At 70.7% G+C, this 15800-nt stretch carries 17 protein-coding genes; 9 read left to right on the forward strand and 8 right to left on the reverse strand.

Annotation, left to right across the window (positions count from 1 at the left end):
• The first annotated feature begins 35 nt into the window (after positions 1-35).
• On the forward strand, positions 36-380 hold the full coding sequence (locus ED92_RS23290) for an STAS domain-containing protein (protein WP_052120819.1): 345 nt from the start codon (positions 36-38) through the stop codon (positions 378-380).
• On the opposite strand, the gene ED92_RS23295 is transcribed toward ED92_RS23290, so the two are convergent.
• Together ED92_RS23295 and ED92_RS23300 are read right to left on the reverse strand one after the other, a co-directional pair.
• Positions 377-1819: an aminotransferase class I/II-fold pyridoxal phosphate-dependent enzyme gene (locus ED92_RS23295; protein WP_037342004.1), complete on the reverse strand. Its 1443-nt coding sequence runs from the start codon at positions 1817-1819 to the stop codon at positions 377-379. The genes ED92_RS23290 and ED92_RS23295 overlap by 4 nt on opposite strands.
• An 11-nt stretch (positions 1820-1830) precedes the next feature.
• Entirely contained in the window at positions 1831-2163 is a 333-nt protein-coding gene (locus tag ED92_RS23300) for a hypothetical protein (protein ID WP_037342007.1), read from the reverse strand.
• Between the two features lie 236 nt (positions 2164-2399).
• Here ED92_RS23300 and ED92_RS23305 point away from each other — a divergent pair, with 236 nt between their 5' ends.
• On the forward strand, positions 2400-3188 hold the full coding sequence (locus tag ED92_RS23305) for a SigB/SigF/SigG family RNA polymerase sigma factor (RefSeq protein ID WP_037342582.1): 789 nt from the start codon (positions 2400-2402) through the stop codon (positions 3186-3188).
• Here ED92_RS23305 and ED92_RS23310 read toward each other — a convergent pair.
• The 3 genes from ED92_RS23310 to ED92_RS23320 form a co-directional block, all read right to left on the reverse strand.
• On the reverse strand, positions 3178-3909 hold the full coding sequence (locus ED92_RS23310) for a decarboxylase (RefSeq protein ID WP_037342009.1): 732 nt from the start codon (positions 3907-3909) through the stop codon (positions 3178-3180). The genes ED92_RS23305 and ED92_RS23310 overlap by 11 nt on opposite strands.
• A gap of 53 nt (positions 3910-3962) precedes the next feature.
• Positions 3963-4337 carry a DUF6292 family protein gene (locus ED92_RS23315; protein WP_037342012.1) on the reverse strand — a complete coding sequence of 125 codons (375 nt, stop codon included), beginning with the start codon at positions 4335-4337 and terminating at the stop codon, positions 3963-3965.
• 78 nt (positions 4338-4415) lie between these two features.
• Entirely contained in the window at positions 4416-4856 is a 441-nt protein-coding gene (locus ED92_RS23320; RefSeq protein ID WP_037342015.1) for an Hsp20/alpha crystallin family protein, read from the reverse strand.
• 106 nt (positions 4857-4962) lie between these two features.
• Between ED92_RS23320 and ED92_RS23325 the strand changes: the two genes are divergently transcribed.
• Positions 4963-5577 carry a hypothetical protein gene (locus ED92_RS23325; protein WP_037342017.1) on the forward strand — a complete coding sequence of 205 codons (615 nt, stop codon included), beginning with the start codon at positions 4963-4965 and terminating at the stop codon, positions 5575-5577.
• Positions 5578-5644: 67 nt separating this feature from the next.
• Positions 5645-5833, forward strand: a complete 189-nt coding sequence (locus ED92_RS23330) for a hypothetical protein (RefSeq protein WP_037342583.1) — start codon at positions 5645-5647, stop codon at positions 5831-5833.
• A 370-nt stretch (positions 5834-6203) separates the two neighbouring features.
• Here ED92_RS23330 and ED92_RS43675 read toward each other — a convergent pair whose 3' ends face one another.
• The gene (locus tag ED92_RS43675; protein WP_007031507.1) at positions 6204-6329 is read right to left on the reverse strand and encodes a hypothetical protein; all 126 of its coding nucleotides are present in this window, start codon (positions 6327-6329) and stop codon (positions 6204-6206) included.
• A gap of 82 nt (positions 6330-6411) precedes the next feature.
• Positions 6412-7152: a nucleotidyltransferase domain-containing protein gene (locus tag ED92_RS23335; RefSeq protein WP_037342020.1), complete on the reverse strand. Its 741-nt coding sequence runs from the start codon at positions 7150-7152 to the stop codon at positions 6412-6414.
• 86 nt (positions 7153-7238) lie between these two features.
• Between ED92_RS23335 and ED92_RS23340 the strand changes: the two genes are divergently transcribed.
• The gene (locus ED92_RS23340) at positions 7239-7715 is read left to right on the forward strand and encodes a TspO/MBR family protein (RefSeq protein WP_037342022.1); all 477 of its coding nucleotides are present in this window, start codon (positions 7239-7241) and stop codon (positions 7713-7715) included.
• On the opposite strand, the gene ED92_RS23345 is transcribed toward ED92_RS23340, so the two are convergent.
• On the reverse strand, positions 7708-9021 hold the full coding sequence (locus ED92_RS23345; protein ID WP_235213352.1) for a type VII secretion protein EccE: 1314 nt from the start codon (positions 9019-9021) through the stop codon (positions 7708-7710). The genes ED92_RS23340 and ED92_RS23345 overlap by 8 nt on opposite strands.
• 129 nt (positions 9022-9150) lie before the next feature.
• On the opposite strand from ED92_RS23345, the gene ED92_RS23350 reads away from it, so the two are divergent.
• The 4 genes from ED92_RS23350 to ED92_RS23365 are packed head-to-tail and all read left to right on the forward strand — an operon-like array spanning position 9151 to position 15543.
• Positions 9151-11295 (forward strand): fibronectin type III domain-containing protein, encoded by a 2145-nt coding sequence (locus tag ED92_RS23350; protein WP_037342024.1) that lies wholly within the window; start codon positions 9151-9153, stop codon positions 11293-11295.
• On the forward strand, positions 11292-12245 hold the full coding sequence (locus ED92_RS23355; RefSeq protein ID WP_016336476.1) for a MoxR family ATPase: 954 nt from the start codon (positions 11292-11294) through the stop codon (positions 12243-12245). The genes ED92_RS23350 and ED92_RS23355 overlap by 4 nt, the downstream gene beginning before the upstream one ends.
• Positions 12246-12247: 2 nt before the next feature.
• Positions 12248-13375 (forward strand): DUF58 domain-containing protein, encoded by a 1128-nt coding sequence (locus tag ED92_RS23360; protein ID WP_037342028.1) that lies wholly within the window; start codon positions 12248-12250, stop codon positions 13373-13375.
• Positions 13372-15543 carry a transglutaminaseTgpA domain-containing protein gene (locus tag ED92_RS23365; RefSeq protein ID WP_037342029.1) on the forward strand — a complete coding sequence of 724 codons (2172 nt, stop codon included), beginning with the start codon at positions 13372-13374 and terminating at the stop codon, positions 15541-15543. The genes ED92_RS23360 and ED92_RS23365 overlap by 4 nt, the downstream gene beginning before the upstream one ends.
• Positions 15544-15800 lie beyond the last annotated feature (257 nt).

Genomic DNA, 15800 nt, shown 5'->3' on the forward strand with positions numbered 1-15800 from the left:
TTGCGGACCGGACCGTCCCCTTCTACCGTCGATGAATGGCGATCGACTCCGAAGCAGGGCAGGCCGCTCCTCTCGTCGTGGTCGAGGCGGCCCGCTCCGAAGACGCGATCACCGTCGAGGTGGCGGGTGACATCGACATTTCGACCAGCCCCCGGCTCCGGGCCGAGCTGTTCGAGTTGGTGGCACACGGCCCCGGCACCGTGGTGGTCGACATGACCGGTGTCGGTTTCTGCGATTCGTCGGGGCTTTCCGTGCTGGTGCAACTGAACCGGCAGTGCCAGGAGTCCGGGGTGGACCTGCGTTTCGCGCCGTCCAAGGTCGTGCGCCGGGCCATCGAGCTCACCGGGCTCTCGGCGACGCTGAAGATGGCGGGCGACTAGCCGACGACGCGGACGGTGCCCAGCTCGGGATCCGCGGCATCGTAGATGAACATCCCCGCCCGCACGCCGGTGTGGAGATAGTCGATGATCGCCTCGGTGAACACCTCGCCGGGAGCGATCGCCGGAACCCCCGGGGGATAAGGGCTGATCATCTCCGCGCTGACGCGTCCCTCGGCCTTGTCCAGTGGTACGTGCTCGGCCTCGGCGAAGAACGCGTCGCGCGGCAGCATCCGCATTTCCAGCGTCAAGTCCGCCCCGGAGGGCAGGTCGACCGGCGGGCGCCGCTCGAAGTCGTGGTCCGTCAGCCCGCGCAAACCGTGCAGCAGGGCGGAAACGGTGTCCTCGTCGTCGGCGTGGGTGATCTGCGTCGCGATCCGCCGGTGATCGGACAACCCCACGTGCAGGTGGCGTTCGGCGAGATGGTCCGCCGCCTGATAACCGGTGATGCCGAGCTCGGCGACGTCGATCACGATCTTGAGGGGATCGTGTTCGAAGGCGAGCGGGTGGAACTCCTCCGCCAGCGCGTGGAGACCGGAGATGCCTTCGATCTCTTCGCGTGCCCGCGCCGCCAGCGTCAGCGCCTTGCCCAATAGTTCTTCGCCGTGCTCGACCATCTGCCTGCGCCAGCCGTCGAGGGAGGCGAACAGCAGGGCGGAAGTGCTGGTGGTGCCCAGCAGGTCCTCCCTGGCCTTGAGCAGGTCGGGTGAAACGCGGTCACCCCGCAGGTGGAACACCGAGGCCTGCTCCAGCCCGCCGCCCATCTTGTGCGTGCTGGTGACGCACAGGTCGGCTTCCCCGTCCATCGCCCAGGTCGGCAAGTCGTCGTGGAACGGGTAGTGCGCGCCCCACGCCTCGTCGACGATCAGCGGCTTGTCCGCGTCGTGCAGGGCACGGGCGACGCCCCGGATGTCGGCGCAGGTGCCGTAGTCGGTCGGCGTGATCAGCAGCATGCCTTTGACGTCGGGGGCCTCCGCCAGCGCCGCCTTGGTCTCTTCCGGGCCGGGCGGATGCGCCAGATGGTGCTCCTCGTCGTACCGGGGGCGCACCCAGACCGGATGCACCCCGCTGATCACCAGGCCGGCGACGACGGATTTGTGTGCGTTGCGCGACACCAGGAGCCGTTCGCCCGGGCCGGCGACGGCGAGCATGGCGCTTTTGACCGAAAGCGAACTCCCGCAGGTGGAGAAGAAGGTGTGCTCCGCGTCCACCGCGTCGGCCATCAGCTCCTGCGCCTGGCTGAGGATGCCGCGTGACATCCTGCGGTCGTCCAAACCGTTGAGGGTCAGCAGATCCGACGCGAACGCGTCGCGGCCGAGCAGGTCCAGCACACGCGGATCGGCGCCCCGGCCCTGTTTGTGACCCGGCGGGGTGAAGGCCAGGCCGCCCGCGCGGCGGTAGGCCTCGATGGCTTCCAGTACCGGTGCGCGCGAGTGGTCCATCCTGCCTCCGATCAGCGGCCGAGGGCGTTCTGCAGTTCCTTCTTGGTCATACTGGAACGGCCCTTGATGTTGCGCTTCTTGGCCTCGTTGTAGAGCTGATCCTTGGTCGGCCCGCCGGGACCCTTCCGGTTGCCGGACCGTTGCCCGCCGCGCTTCTGCGGGGAGGTGTCCTTGGTCGAGCTCTTGCTCGCCGTTTTCGATTCACCTGATTGCGCGCGGTTCTTGTTGACCGTTCGCGCCGCGATCTCCTCCGCGCGGCCGGTGCTCGCGCCGCGTTTCTTCTGCGACGACTTGATGTGCTCGTACTGACGTTCGCGTTTGTCGCTCCAGCTCTGTTCAGGCACGGCTCCTCCTTCGTCGTGACCTGCGGATACCCCTTTCGCGCGCCGGTGAATCGGAAGATCACCCGTCCAGGTCAGCGCGGTCGGCCCGGCGGCGGATGTTTGCCCTGCCCACATCCCGGGTATCAGCTCGACAACGCACGTACGGACGTATGTCAGTCCACAAGGGACGGAGGTTAACTTCGATGAGCGCCCCGCTCCTCATGGAAGACGTCGACCGGACCGTCTCACAGGAGCCCATGCCGCCCGCTCCCCGGGAGCGCCGAACACGGCGGAAGGACGACTACTCGCATTGCCGCCCCTGGTTCGACGAATTGGCCGCGCTGCCCGACGGCCACCCGGACCGGCGGCGCCTGCGGGAGCGGCTGATCCTCGAACTGCTGCCGATCGCCGAGCACATCGCCGTCCGGTTCAGCGGACGCGGCCAGCCGAGGGAAGACCTGATCCAGGTGGCGCGGATCGGTCTGATGAAGGCCGTCGACCGGTTCGACCCCGCACAGGGCGGGGAGTTCCTGGCGTACGCGGTGCCCACGGTGATGGGCGAGGTACGACGGTTCTTCCGCGACACCGGCTGGGCGGTGCACGTCCCGCGCGGGATGCAGGAACTGCGCACCCGGCTCACGCGGGCGACCACGGAACTGACCCAGACCCTCGGCCGCGCGCCGACCCCGTCCGAGCTCGCGGGGCATCTCGACGTGGACGTCGACACCGTCCGTGACGGCCTGCTCGCCGCGAACAGCTATCAGACCTCTTCTCTCGACCGGTCGGTCAACGACGGCGAGGGCTCGCTTCCCCTGTCCGACGTGATGGGGGAACTGGATTCCCGGTTCGAGCACATCGAGGACCGGCACACCGTGGTCCCGCTGCTCCAGCGGCTGCCGGAGCGGGAGCGGGCGATCGTCACGATGCGGTTCTTCGACGGGATGACCCAATCCCAGATCGCCGAACGTATCGGGATCTCGCAGATGCACGTTTCCCGCCTGCTCGCGAAGATCCTGCAGGATCTGCGCGGCAGTCTCAGCGGCTGAACAACGTCCCGAGGCCCTGCCGGACCGGCGGGGTGCCTAGTGTGTGCAGTGCGTCCCACAGGGTGACCGCGGTGGCCGTCAGCACGGGTTTGCCGAGGGCCGTTTCGAGGTCTTCGAGCAGGGGTGTCGTGTGCAACGCGGTTTCGGGGATCAGGACGGCTTCGGCGGCTTCATGGTCGGCCGCGGTCGCCAGTTCGGTGATCCGGCGGCGATCCCAGGTGGCAAGGGCGCGGTCCGAAGGCGCGTCGGCGGAAACCGAATGAACGGTCTCGATTCCAGCCTCGGCAAGGAAATCGACGAAAGTCGCGGTCGTGTCGCGGTGATAGACCGACGCGAGCGCCACCTGCTTGGTCCCGAGGTGGGCCAGCGCGGTGAGGTAGGCCAAGGAAGTACTGCGCGCGGGAACGCCGAGCCGCTCGCTGAGCACGCGCGCCTGTTCACGCGCGCCGGCGAGGCCGCGCGTGAAACTGCAGCTGGAACAGGCCCAGCTGACGATGTCCGGCGCCGTGCCGAACCGCGCGGCGGCCGCGAGCCTCTCCGGCGCACCGAGTTCGCGGACGGCTTCGTGCTTTTCGGCCGGATCGAGGTCGTCGACCCGGCCGATGTCCTCGCCCCACGGGACGTAGGCGAAGTCCACGGTGAGGTCCGGATCCAGTTTTCGCGCGCACGCGAGGAAATCGTCCTCGCCGCAGTCCCGCGTCGGGTACAGCAGGCCGATCACGGCTCACTCCTTCCGGGTCGGCGCACTTCGGAGGTACCCGACGCGAGCCGCCCTCACGCGGCGGGCACGGCGCGGAAATCCGGCGGGGTGAGCTGCCCGACACGATGGTCGTCCTCGCGGACGGCCTTGACGAAGCGCGCGACCTCGGCGGGCCGCGGCGTGGCGGACTTCCCGCCCAGGTAGCGGAGGACGATGAGGTCCTCGCCGGAATGGGTCTCGATCGCCACGGCCCAGCCGTGGACCTCGTCCCACAGCAGGGCGACGTCGCGCTCCGGATGGGTGGCGAGCCGCTCGTCGAGCGCGACATACGCCGAGACCGGGTCGTCGATGTCCACGGTGCAGGACTCGAGGCCGATGCCGAGCACGTCGGTGACCTCGCCGAGATAGCCCCACACGGCGTCCCGGGTGTGCGGGTGGCGGACAGGCATGGTGAGCAACGAGGATTTTCCTTTCTTCCCCGGTCTCGTTCGGTGCGGGACCCGGCGGCCCCGCACCGAACGGGACACTCAGGCCTGGATCTCCTTGCGGTCGGACGTGGCGCCGGAGATTTCGATGCGCCGCGGCTTGGCCTTCTCGGCGATGGGGATGCGCAGGGTCAGCACGCCTGCTTCGTAACCGGCCGCGATGTGGTCGGTGTCGAGGGCGTCGCCGAGGAACAGCTGGCGCGAGAAGACGCCGAGCGGGCGCTCGGAAACCTGCATCTGCACGTCCTTGCCGGGCGTGGGCCGGCGCTCCGCCTTGACCGTCAGGACGTTGCGTTCGACGTCCAGCTCGATGGCGTCCGCGGCCACGCCGGGCAGGTCGAAGCAGACGACGAACTCGTCGCCGTCGCGGTAGGCGTCCATCGGCATGGTGGCCGGCTTGGACCAGGTCCCCGGGGTCGCGGCGCCGAACATCTGCTGGGTCAGCCGGTCGAACTCGCGGAACGGGTCGGTGCGCATCAACATCGGGTTCCACCTCCTGGGTTCGTTGTCTCTGGTGTCAACACGCACCACTGTTCTAACATGTCATCGAAACGATGACAACCACCGAGTCGTCGATGGGATGACAAAGATGAACGAAGACCCCGCCCGGACCGTGCGTGCGGTGCGCGATGTCGTGGTAGAGGCCCGCTCCGGCGTCTCGGACCCGGAGCGGCTGTTGGCGGCTTTGACGGCGCTGAGGGACGTACGCGAACAACTGGCCGCGTGGGAACCGGAGCTGATCGCGGCGGCACGCGCGGGCGGGACCAGCTGGACCGCGCTCGCCCCGGCCTTGGGGGTCGCGAGCCGTCAGGCCGCGGAACGGCGGTTCCTGCGGTTGCGGCCGTCCGTCAGTGGCGAGAGGACGGGCGAGGCGCGGGTCGACGCGGAACGGGACCGGCGCGCCGGCGACCGCGCGGTCGCGGAGTGGGCCCGCCGCAATTCGGCGATCCTGCGGCAACTCGCCGGTCAGGCCGGCGCGCTACCCGGGCTGGACGCCGAGGCCAGGGAAAGCGCGGACAGGCTGAGCGCCGTGCTCGGCGAGGACGACGTCACCGGCCTCCTCGCCCCGATGGCCGACCTGCGCGCCCGCCTGCCGCGCGAGCACAACGGATTCGCCGAACGGCTCGGGGAGATCGGCATGCACACCGAGCAGGTCCGGCGGGAGGCCGTCGACGACCGGCGGGATCGCCAATCTTCACGGTGACGTGGGTGTGAAACCGGTGCGGAGCGGGTATCCGCGGCCGTCCCTCGAGCGAGCCGGAGGTCTTCCGATGCTGGTCCGATCCGATTCCCCGCCGACGGCCGACGTCATCGGTCTGGCGCTGGAAGTGCTTGCCGCGCAAGGACTGCGTGGGGAGGCCGCCCGTGCGGCGCTCGACGCGATGGCGCGGGAACGGGGGCTGCCGGTCAAGCGGTGCGCGGCGCTCATCGTGGCGGCCGTCGACGGCCGGACGGGGTAGTTCGCTCTCGCGTCCGAGGTGCGTGGGCCGAAGGCTCCCTTCGCCGCGTGTGATGCGACAAAAGGAGCCTTCGGCCCCCGCCGTCCGGGTGGTCGTGAGTGGCGTTTCGGGTTAGGGCGAGTGCCTTAAGTGCCTACTGGATTTGGCCGTAGCTGATCGCGGATCGGGTCCGTGAAGGCCTCCTTGCCTACCCTGAAGGTAGTGAAGGAGGCCTTCACTACCTTCAGTGATCGCCACCTGCAGCTCACCTGCACCAGCAACCACAGCAATCACCACGGCGGCGCGTGAAGGCCCCCTTCCTTGCGTCAGGCGCAAGGAAGGGGGCCTTCATGTACTTCCGGGACCAAGCCGGGTGGTCACGGCCAGTCCGCTACTGGCAGGCTTCGCAGTCCGGGTCGTCGATGCGGCAGGCGGCGCCGTCGGTGAGCGGGAAGTCGAAATCGTCGAGCGCGGGGACGGCCAGAGCGGTCTCTTCCGGCGTGGCGGTGGCGGACATGTCTCTCCCTAGGTACGGAACTGGTCTCATCTCTCTGTAGCGCTGAAGATCGCCGGTCATTCCGTGACCCGCGCCACAACGCTCAAACCGTCCGGAACAACGCCTCCGCGTCGTCCACCGCCTTCGCGAGGACATCCGCGCGCAACCCGGCGAGGATCGTGTCCATCTCACGCAGGCCCGCGCGCCGCAGCAGCCGTTTCTCGTTGGTGACCCACTCGCCGCGAGCCGCGAGGACGGCGTGCGCCGTCTCCATGGCGGCGGTGGCCAGCGCACCCGCTACCTCCGTGGCCTGCCCGCGCGGGACGAAGGCGCCGCGGGTGTAGCGCAGCGTCAGTTCGGCGCGGCCCCGCCACATCTTCGGAGCCGTCTCCCGTAACGCTTCCGGGTAGTCCGGTCGCGGCAGGTCGCCGCGCAGCACCCGATTGACCGCGAGTTCCGCGACGGGCAGGTAGCTCGGGACACCCGCGAGGTGGAACATCAGCGGCTCCCAGTGGAACCGGCCCTGCCGTGCTTCGGCGAGATGGTGCTCGACGGCGTCCAGGTCGCGGTAGTGGACGTCGACCTGCCTGCCGTCGATCGTGAGCCAGGCGCCGCCGTTGAACACGCCGCCGCCCCATGCGCCGATTTCGGAGACTTCACCGTCCCAGCCGACGGCGCGCAGATCGGCCGGATCGAAGCCGCCGCGGTAGTAGACGGCGAAATCCCAGTCGCTGCCGGGACCGTGCGTGTCCTGGGCGCGGGATCCGCCGAGCGTGACGGCTTGCACGGCGGGTAGCGCGGCCAGGCTGTCGGCCACGTGGGCAAGGAAGGTGTCGTCGTTCATCGCGTGAAGATCGTAGGGCCGTGCCCCGCGGGGAAGCGACGGGTTTTGAGCGCGCGGGCCCGTGTCCGCCCCCGTACGCTCGAACGATGACGACGATCCCGGGAAGATTCCGCGCGCCGCTGGCGTTCCTCCCGTTCCTGGCGGCGGTCGCGGTGGTGGCGGTCGTCGGCGGGCTCGCCGCGGCCGGTGCCCGCTCTGTCTACAGTGGACTCGAACTGCCGTCGTTCGCGCCGCCCGCCTGGCTGTTCGGTCCGGTGTGGACGGTCCTGTACCTCGCGATCGCGGTGTCGGGCTGGCTGTACTGGAAATCCGGCGGCGACCGCCGGGCCTTGCTCTGGTACGCGGGACAACTGGTCCTGAACGCCGCTTGGACGCCGCTGTTCTTCGCGGCCGGCGCGTACGGTTTGGCACTGGTGGACATCGTCCTGCTCGACGTCGCGATCGTCGTCACCGCGCTGTACTTCCGCCGGTCTTCCCGGGTTTCGGCCGCGTTGCTGGTGCCGTACCTCGCCTGGACGCTGTACGCGACCGCGCTCACCGCCGCGATCGTCGTGCTCAACTGACTCCGATCGGCAAGGTGGCGGCCACTCCCTTGGCGTGCCTGCCGTCGAGCCGCTCCAGCGTGATCCCGCCCCGGCGCGCGGCGAGTTCCAGGTCCCGCACCGCGTGGTCCACCGCCTGAACCCCCGCGGCCGCGACCCGGATCGCGGCGCTGACGCGGGGTTCGGTCTCGGCGGCGCTCCGGCGGGCGGTCACGGCCAGGGTCACCGCGGACCCGGGGGCGGCGGCGAGCAGACGGCGTGACAGATCCGCCGCGAGCACCGGGGGAAGCGTGTCCCAGCCGTCGAGTTGAAAGGTCGCCTGGCTGATCGGCCCGCTGTGCCAGAACCGCCAGTCTTCGCGGATCCGCGCCCGGCCCGCCGTGACGTGCGCCAGCGACGCGAGCGTGCCGAGTACCTCGTTCTCGCTGAGCGCCCGCACCGGCAGGCCGTCGCGGCGAAGCTGCCGACGCACGCGCCTGACCGTGTTCCCGAGCGCCTGCCGCACGTCGGCGTCGCGGTGGACGTCGGCGGTGCGCAGTGCCTGCAACGCGACCCAGCCTCGCGGAGGCCGGGAGCGGTCCGCGCCGACGTGGTGGATGACCTGCGCGGCGACGTCCAGGGCCTGCTCGCGGGACGGCGGCGGCAGCAACATCGGCGGCGACGGCATCGGCTGTTCGCGGGCGGCGGATTTCGGTTGCAGCACGGCGGTGATCCCGTCGGCGCGGCTGACCATGAACACCGTCTCGTCGCCGATCTCGCCGGTGATCCCCGTCGCTTCCGGCGAAAGCAGGCCCAGCAGCGCCCGGCCCGCCTCGCCCGCTTGCCGGAGATCCCGGTCGCGGTCGCGGGCCAGGTAGCCCGACGCCGAACCGAGCCAGGCGTAGAGCCAGCGTCCGCGAATCCGCACGGCGGTCAGCGCGAGCACCACCACGGCGGCGGTGACCACCGCGGCCGCCAGCGGCCAGGGCCGTCCCGCCACCAGGACCAGCGCGACGAGGACGAGCTGCCAGCAGACGATCTGGGCCACCCCGATCCCGACCGGCCGGCCTTGCCGGCGTCCTCGGCCAGGCGACGGCGGCGGCGGCGGACCGGGCGCGGGGGCGGGAACGGGCGCCGTCGCGGACCAGCGCGGTCGCTGCTCCGCCTGGCGAGCCGCCGTGAGCGCGGCCAGCGCGGCCTCACGGGCGGCTGCCCGCGCGGCGGGCGCGGCGTAGGCGAGCGGATCGGCCATGGCCTGGGCCGGCGGTGCGGCCGGGGCGATCCGGGGAAGCGGCGGGGGTGCCGCGGGGTACCGCCCGTCCGTCCTCGCCGCGCCGAGATCGGTCATCGTCCTGCCTCCTCCAACCGGGTCTGCTCAGCGTCCCCGGCGAACATGAGGTTTCGATGACACGGCGTCCGGGAGCGGCGAGACAGGCTGTTTCATCGAAATTTCATGGTCGCTCTCTAGCTTGATCGCGTGAACACCGACGAGCGGGGCACGAAGCGGTTCAGCGTGGTCGCCAGGACGAGAATGGCCGTGGCGCTGGTGGTCGCGGGCTGCCTGGCGCTGATCGGGCTGGCCGTGACCGGGCAGGCGGCGACGCCGGAACGGCTGGAGTTCGTCCAGGTCGGTCACTGGGTCTACAACGACGCCGCCCAGTCCGCGTTCCACGTCGACGGCTCGACGAACCGCGTCGACGCGCGCGCGGACGTGCCCGGCGCGAACGGCAGCCAGGTCGCGCAGGGCGACGGCTCCGGTTACGTGGTCGAGCGGAACCGCATCACGGAGTTCGACAAGGCGACGTTGAGCGTGGAGGAGTCCACGCCGCCGCCCGCGCCGGAAACGCCGTTCGTGATGGAGATCGCGGGTGGCCCGTACCTGGTCTACCGCAACGCCGGGCAGATCGTGCGGCTCGGGGACCCGGCCGCGACAGTGCCCGCAGGGGGGCCACTGTCCCGGCCGGTCGCGACCACCGACGGGACGGTGTGGGCGCACCGCGTCGACAGCGGCGCGATCTGCGATCTGCCCAAGGGCGCCGCCGTCATGACCTGTCCCGCGCAGCTTCCGCCAGGGCACGGCGGCGGGCTCACCCTCGTCGGCGACCGGCCGGTCGTGCTCGACACCACCGGCGACAGCCTCCACCGCGTCGGCCCGGACGGGCTCGGCGACGGACTTCCGCTCGGTATCAAGCTTTCGCCGTCGGCACAGGTCGCCAACAGCGCCGTCGGCGACCGGCTGGCCATCGCCGACCCCGAGCGCAACCAGCTCCACCTCATCGACATCAGCGGCCTCGACCAGGACCGCCCCTCCGCGAAGCCGATTTCGGTCGAGCTCACCAAGGGAAGCCGGTTCAACGGCCCGCTCTCGTCCTCGAACGTCGTCGCCATGGTCGACGAGACCCGCGGCGAGGTGCTGACCTACGACGCCGCGGGCAAGCTCAAGTCCACCGCGAAGGTACCTGGCCAGGGCACGCCGCCGAGGCTCGCCAAGGGCGAGGACAACCGCATCTACGTCGACAGTTCCGACGGCTCGCACGTGCTGGTCGTCAACGGTGACGACGGCACGGTGGTCGACGTCGACGTCGACAAGGCGGCCAACACCCAGACCGCCGGCGCGCCGTCGGCCGATCCGGAACCGTCCGGCGACCAGCCCCCGCCCCAGCAGGACCAGCGACAGCAGGCGCCGCCGAACACCCAGCAGGCGCCCCCGCCGGTGGCGAAGGCGACGCCGCCCGGCGCGCCGAGGAAGCTGAGCGCGAGTTCGGGCGACGGCTCGATCAAGGTCTCGTGGAGCCCGGCGGCGGACAACGGCGCGCGGATCACCGCCTACCGCGTGTCCTGGACCGGCGGTTCGACCCGGGTGAGCGGATCGTCACGGGGAACCACGATTTCGGGGCTGACCAACGGAACCCCGTACGTGGTCACCGTGGTCGCGGAGAACTCGGCGGGTCTCGGGGTCGGTGCCAGCGCCAAGGCGGTCATCCCGGGACCCGTGAACAGGCCTGCCACGGCACCGGTCGTCACCGCGAACGCCACCGCCGCCGGCAAGGTTTCGGTGAGCTGGACCCAGCCCGATCTCCGCGGCGGCACGCTCGTGCACTACCTGGTGAGCGTGACGGGCAAGGGACAGCGCACGGTTTCGGCCACGTCCGCGGAGTTCACCGGGGTCACCGGCACCGCGACCGTCACGGTCCGCGCGGTGACGAAGTTCGGCTCGGGAGCAGCGATCAACGGCGCCGCCGGGAGCCGGAAGGTCACCGTGCCGGTGCCGTCGGACCCGCCGACCATCACCATCACCGGTGTCCGCGTCGGGACCACGGGACTGATCGTTTCGGTGAACGCCAACGGGAAGGGCGCGCCCGCGACCTGCCAGGCGGAGTTCAACGGCGCGATGTCGGCCTCGAAGTCCTGCTCGGGCGCCACCAGCTTGAACATCAACAATGTGGCCTATTTCGGCGCCATCACGGTGAACGCCACCATCAAGACCTCCGGGGGGACCGGCAAGGACAGCTGGACCGGCGTGCCCAGTGCGGGCGGTGGCGCCCCCGGTGGCTCGCTGATCTGGCTCGGCCCGATCGCGATGGTCGGCCTGCGCCGACGAAAGGAAAAGGAACTTCTGTGACGCTCACACCCAGGGTCGCCTTCGAGCAGATCGCCGAGAACGTGCAATCGGTGGTGCGCGGGAAACCGGAGGTCGTCCGGCTCACCGTGGCGGCGCTGTTCGCCGAAGGGCATCTGCTGATGGAGGACGTTCCCGGCGTCGGCAAGACGACGATCGCGCGCTGCGTCGCCGCCAGCATCGGCGGCCGGTGGAGCCGGATCCAGTTCACCCCCGACCTGCTGCCCGGCGACATCACCGGCGTGATGGTCTACCACCAGAACAACGAACGGTTCCAGTTCCACCCCGGCGGCATCTTCGCCAACGTGGTGCTCGCGGACGAGATCAACCGGGGCACGCCCAAGACACAGGCCGCGCTGCTGGAGGTGATGGCCGAACGCCGGGTCACCGTCGATTCGGTCGGCCAAGCGGTGCCGAGGCCGTTCCTCGTGGTGGCCACGCAGAACCCGATCGAGCTGGAAGGCACCTACCGGCTGCCCGAAGCGCAGCTCGACCGGTTCCTCATGCGTATTTCGGTCGGCTACCCGGATCTGGAATCCGAGATGCGGGTGGTGATGGGGGATTGCGCCGGGGTCACGCCGGATGAGCTTAAGCCGGTGCTGGGCATCGCCGACGTCCAGTCGGTCATCGACGAGGTCCGCAAATCCCATCTGGCACCGGAGATCGTCAACTACGCGGTCCGGCTGGCCGCGGCCAGCCGATCGCATCCCGACGTCCGCTACGGCGCGAGCCCGCGCGGCAGTATCGCGCTGATCCGGGCGGCACAGGGACTCGCCGCCACCTTCGGCCGCGATTTCGTCACCCCGGACGACGTCAAGGACGTCGCGCATCCGGTGCTCGACCACCGGCTCGTGCTGACCCCCGACGCCGAACTCAACCAGCGGCGGACCGCGGACATCGTCGACGAACTCCTGGGCGCGACGGCCGCTCCCATGGCCGCGATGGGGAGGTAGGCGTGCGGCTCACCCGCCGCGGCGTCATCGTGCTGGCCTTTGCCGCCGGGTTCTACGCCCTCGGCGAGCTGGCCGGGTACACGTTTTTCCGTGCCTTCGCGGGGATCGCGGCCGGCGCGGTGCTGATCGCGCTGGCCACCACCAGGTTCCGGCCGAAGGTGGAGATCGGCCGGACCGTCCAGCCGGACCGGGTCGAACGCGGGAAACCCGCGCTGGCCTCGCTCGTCGTGCGCAACACCGATTCACGGCGGCACGGCGGTTTCGCCGCCGCGGACGGCATCGGCGGCGAGACGCACAGCCTGCGGGTCCGCCCGCTCGCGCCCGGCGCGGAGGCGACGTACCACTACGAACTTCCGACGACGAAACGCGGGAAGCTCCGGGTCGGCCCGCTCGTCGTGCACCGGCCCGACCTGTTCGACCTCGCGCGCGGCGACCAGACCGTCGGGGATTCCGCGTGGTTGTGGGTGCATCCGCGACGGCACGCGGTACGCGCGGCGCAGGCCGGGCATCCGCGCCACCACCACGAAGGCCCGATCACCGACCCGCCGCTGCGTGGTTCGGCGGATCTGCGCGCGGTGCGGGAGTACGTGGTCGGCGACGAGGTCCGGCATCTGCACTGGAAGGCGACCGCCAGGACCGGGCGGCTCATGGTGCGCGAATACGCCGACCCCGCCCAGCCCCGGTTCACCGCCGTGCTCGACACGCGGCCCGCGTCGATGAGCCCTGCCGTTTTCGAAGAAGCCGTCGAGGTGGCGGCTTCCCTGTTCTACGCGTCGGCGTCGGCGGGGCAGCACTGCCGTTTCATCACCTCCGCGGGCGCGGACACGCCGACCGACAGCGGGGTGCGCGCGGCGAGGACCCTGCTGGACGAACTCGCGCTCGTCACCCAGGACGCCGCGGACGACGCGCCGCTGCTGCCCTCGGCGCTGGCCGCCGCCGAACGCCCTGGCGGGGTGCTGGTGCTGATCACCGGTCCCGACGCCGATCTCGGTCACGCCGCCCGCTGGCGGCCCGACACCGTGGTCCGGATCGGTGATCTCCGGCCGTCGGCGGGCTCCCGCGGCCTGATCGTCGCGGTCGACGCCGCCGGTGCCGCGGCACAGTGGAATTCCTTGGTGGGTAAGTCATGAGCGACCGATTCGACCGGATCGCGGTCGCCGCGCTGCTCGCCGCGACCGGGATCGCCGGGCTGCTCTTCGCGCCCGTGTTCGGCTGGGCGGCGCTGCTCGTCCCGGTGCTCGTGGTCGTTCTCGTCGCGTACGGCTGCGCCGAGCTGACCGCGAAATTCCCCAAGCTGACCCCGTACCGGCCGTTGTTCGTCGCGCTGCTCGGCCTGCTCGGGCTGATCGAGACGGTGCTGACCTCGACCACGCTCGCCTTCCTGCCGACCGGCGATTCGCTGCGGGGGCTGGCGCGTGGTCTCACCGAAGGCTGGCGGCTCACGCTGCAGTCCACCTGGCCCGCGCGGCCGATCCCCGAACAGCTGTTGTTCGTGCCGCTTTCGGTGCTGATCGCCGTCGTGCTCGGGCTGGAACTGTTGCTGCGTCTCAAGAAGCCGCTCGTGGCGCTCGTGCCCAGCCTGGCCGTCGCCTGTCTCGCCCAGGCGTATCAGGCGTTGACGGGGGTTTTCGCGGTGGTCGCGGCACTGGGCTACGCGCTGCCCGCCGGGCTCCTGCTGTGGTCGGGTCGTCGGGTCCGGTCGGCGAGCCGGGCACCCGGTGGACCTCGGTTCTCCTGGCGGCTGACCGGCTCGGCGGTCTGGCCCGCACTGTCCACTGTGGTCGCACTCGTCGCCGGGGCGGTCGCGCTCGCCGGGCTCGATCCGGTCGGCCGGGATCCGTTGACGCTCAAGGACACCCAGGCCGCGCCGCCGCCGAGGAGCCGGGTCGGCAACCCGCTGGACGAGATCGCCCAGCGGCTCATCCGGCCGGGCGAGGAGGTGTTCCGTTATCGCGGTGACACCCCGGTCGACCAGTGGCGCCTGATCGTGCTGAACGGTTTCGACGGGGCGAACTGGCTGTCCGACTCCCGGCTCCGGCGGCTCGGCGCGGGCCTCGAAGGCGCTCCCGGCGTGAGTGGCAGCGCGGAACTGAAGGTGCGCGGGCTCTCCGGGCCGTGGCTGCCGAGCCATCAGGATCTGACCGGTGTGGACGGTCTGACGCCGTTGGTGGACGAGTCCGCGGGCACCCTGATGACGGAATCGCCATCGACGGGCCAGGAACGGAACTACCGGCTCAGCTGGTCGTCACCCGAGGTCGATCTCGGTGCCGGGGAGATCGACGCGCGGGCGCCGCTCGGCGGGCTCGGCGCGGTGCCGCCCGACGTGGAGGACGTGGCGAAGGACGCCGTGCGCGGTCTGCGCCCGACGTTCCAGTCCGCCTTGCAGCTGGAACGCTTTCTCAGCACGAACTATCAGGTCGCGACGGGCACGGAGGAGCTGCCGACCGGGCACGGCTGGCCGCAGCTGAGGCATTTCCTGCTGGAGAGCAAGCGGGGGACGAGCGAGCAGTTCGCCGCCGCGTACGTCGTCTTGGCGCGGATGAGCGGTATCCCGGCCCGGCTCGTCGTCGGGTTCAGGGGATCGGCCGAGACCGACGGCGGGATGCACGTCGTCCGCAACCGCGATGTCCTGGCGTGGCCCGAAGTCGCGGTCGCCGGAGCGGGCTGGGTGGCACTCGACCCGACCGCCGCGGCGGGCAAGGCGGAACGGAGCCAGGCAGGGCCAGGCAAGGCGGTCGCCCGCGCGCGGGCACAGCTGCCCGCCGAACAGCAACTGCGGCCGCCCCAGCTCCCACCGGGCACGCCCGCGGACTCCGGCGAGGATCAGAGCACCGAAGCGGGGATGAGCTGGTGGTGGCCGTCGCTCGTCGCCGCGATCGTCCTTTTCGGACTCCTGTGGCTCGTCGGGGTTCCGGCGGCGAAAGTCGTCCGCGCCCGGCGGCGTCGTCGCCGGTCCGGTGCCGAAGGCGTGCTCGGCGCGTGGGACGAGATCCGCGACCGGCTGCGCGCGCACGGCGTTCCGTTCCGGATCGGGATGACCCCGCGCGATCTCGCCGAATCGGCCGGATCGCTTGCCGGGGAGGGGATCCGCGAGCCGGTCGCGCGGCTGGCCAAGGTGCTGGACGTGACGCTCTGGTCCGGGGTCCCGGTGGGGGACGGTTCGGTCCGGCGGGCGTGGCAGGAGGTCGGCGAGGTACGGCGCGGGCTGGCCACCAGACCGTTCGCGGCTCGGGTGCTGGCGGCACTCGAGCCGCGGACCCTGGTGCCGATCCGCGGCCGGGCCTCTCGCGAGGGGTGAGGCTCTGGACGTGAAGGCCTTGCCCGGGGTTGTGAAAGCCACTTGCGCAACGTTGAAGGTTGCGAAAGTGGCTTTCGCAACGTCTGCCCTGGCCGGGCCTGTACCGCCTTGGCGATCATGTCGCGAAAGCCACTTTCGAGACGTCTGATGTCCCGAAAGTGGCTTTCGCGACACACCTTCCGGACCTCACGGACCGAAGCAGGCCATGGGCGGTGGGGTCGTGAGTGATAAAGAGCGTTAGAACGACCAATACCACT

Source organism: Amycolatopsis sp. MJM2582 (assembly GCF_000754115.1).
Classification (GTDB): Bacteria; Actinomycetota; Actinomycetes; order Mycobacteriales; family Pseudonocardiaceae; genus Amycolatopsis; species Amycolatopsis japonica.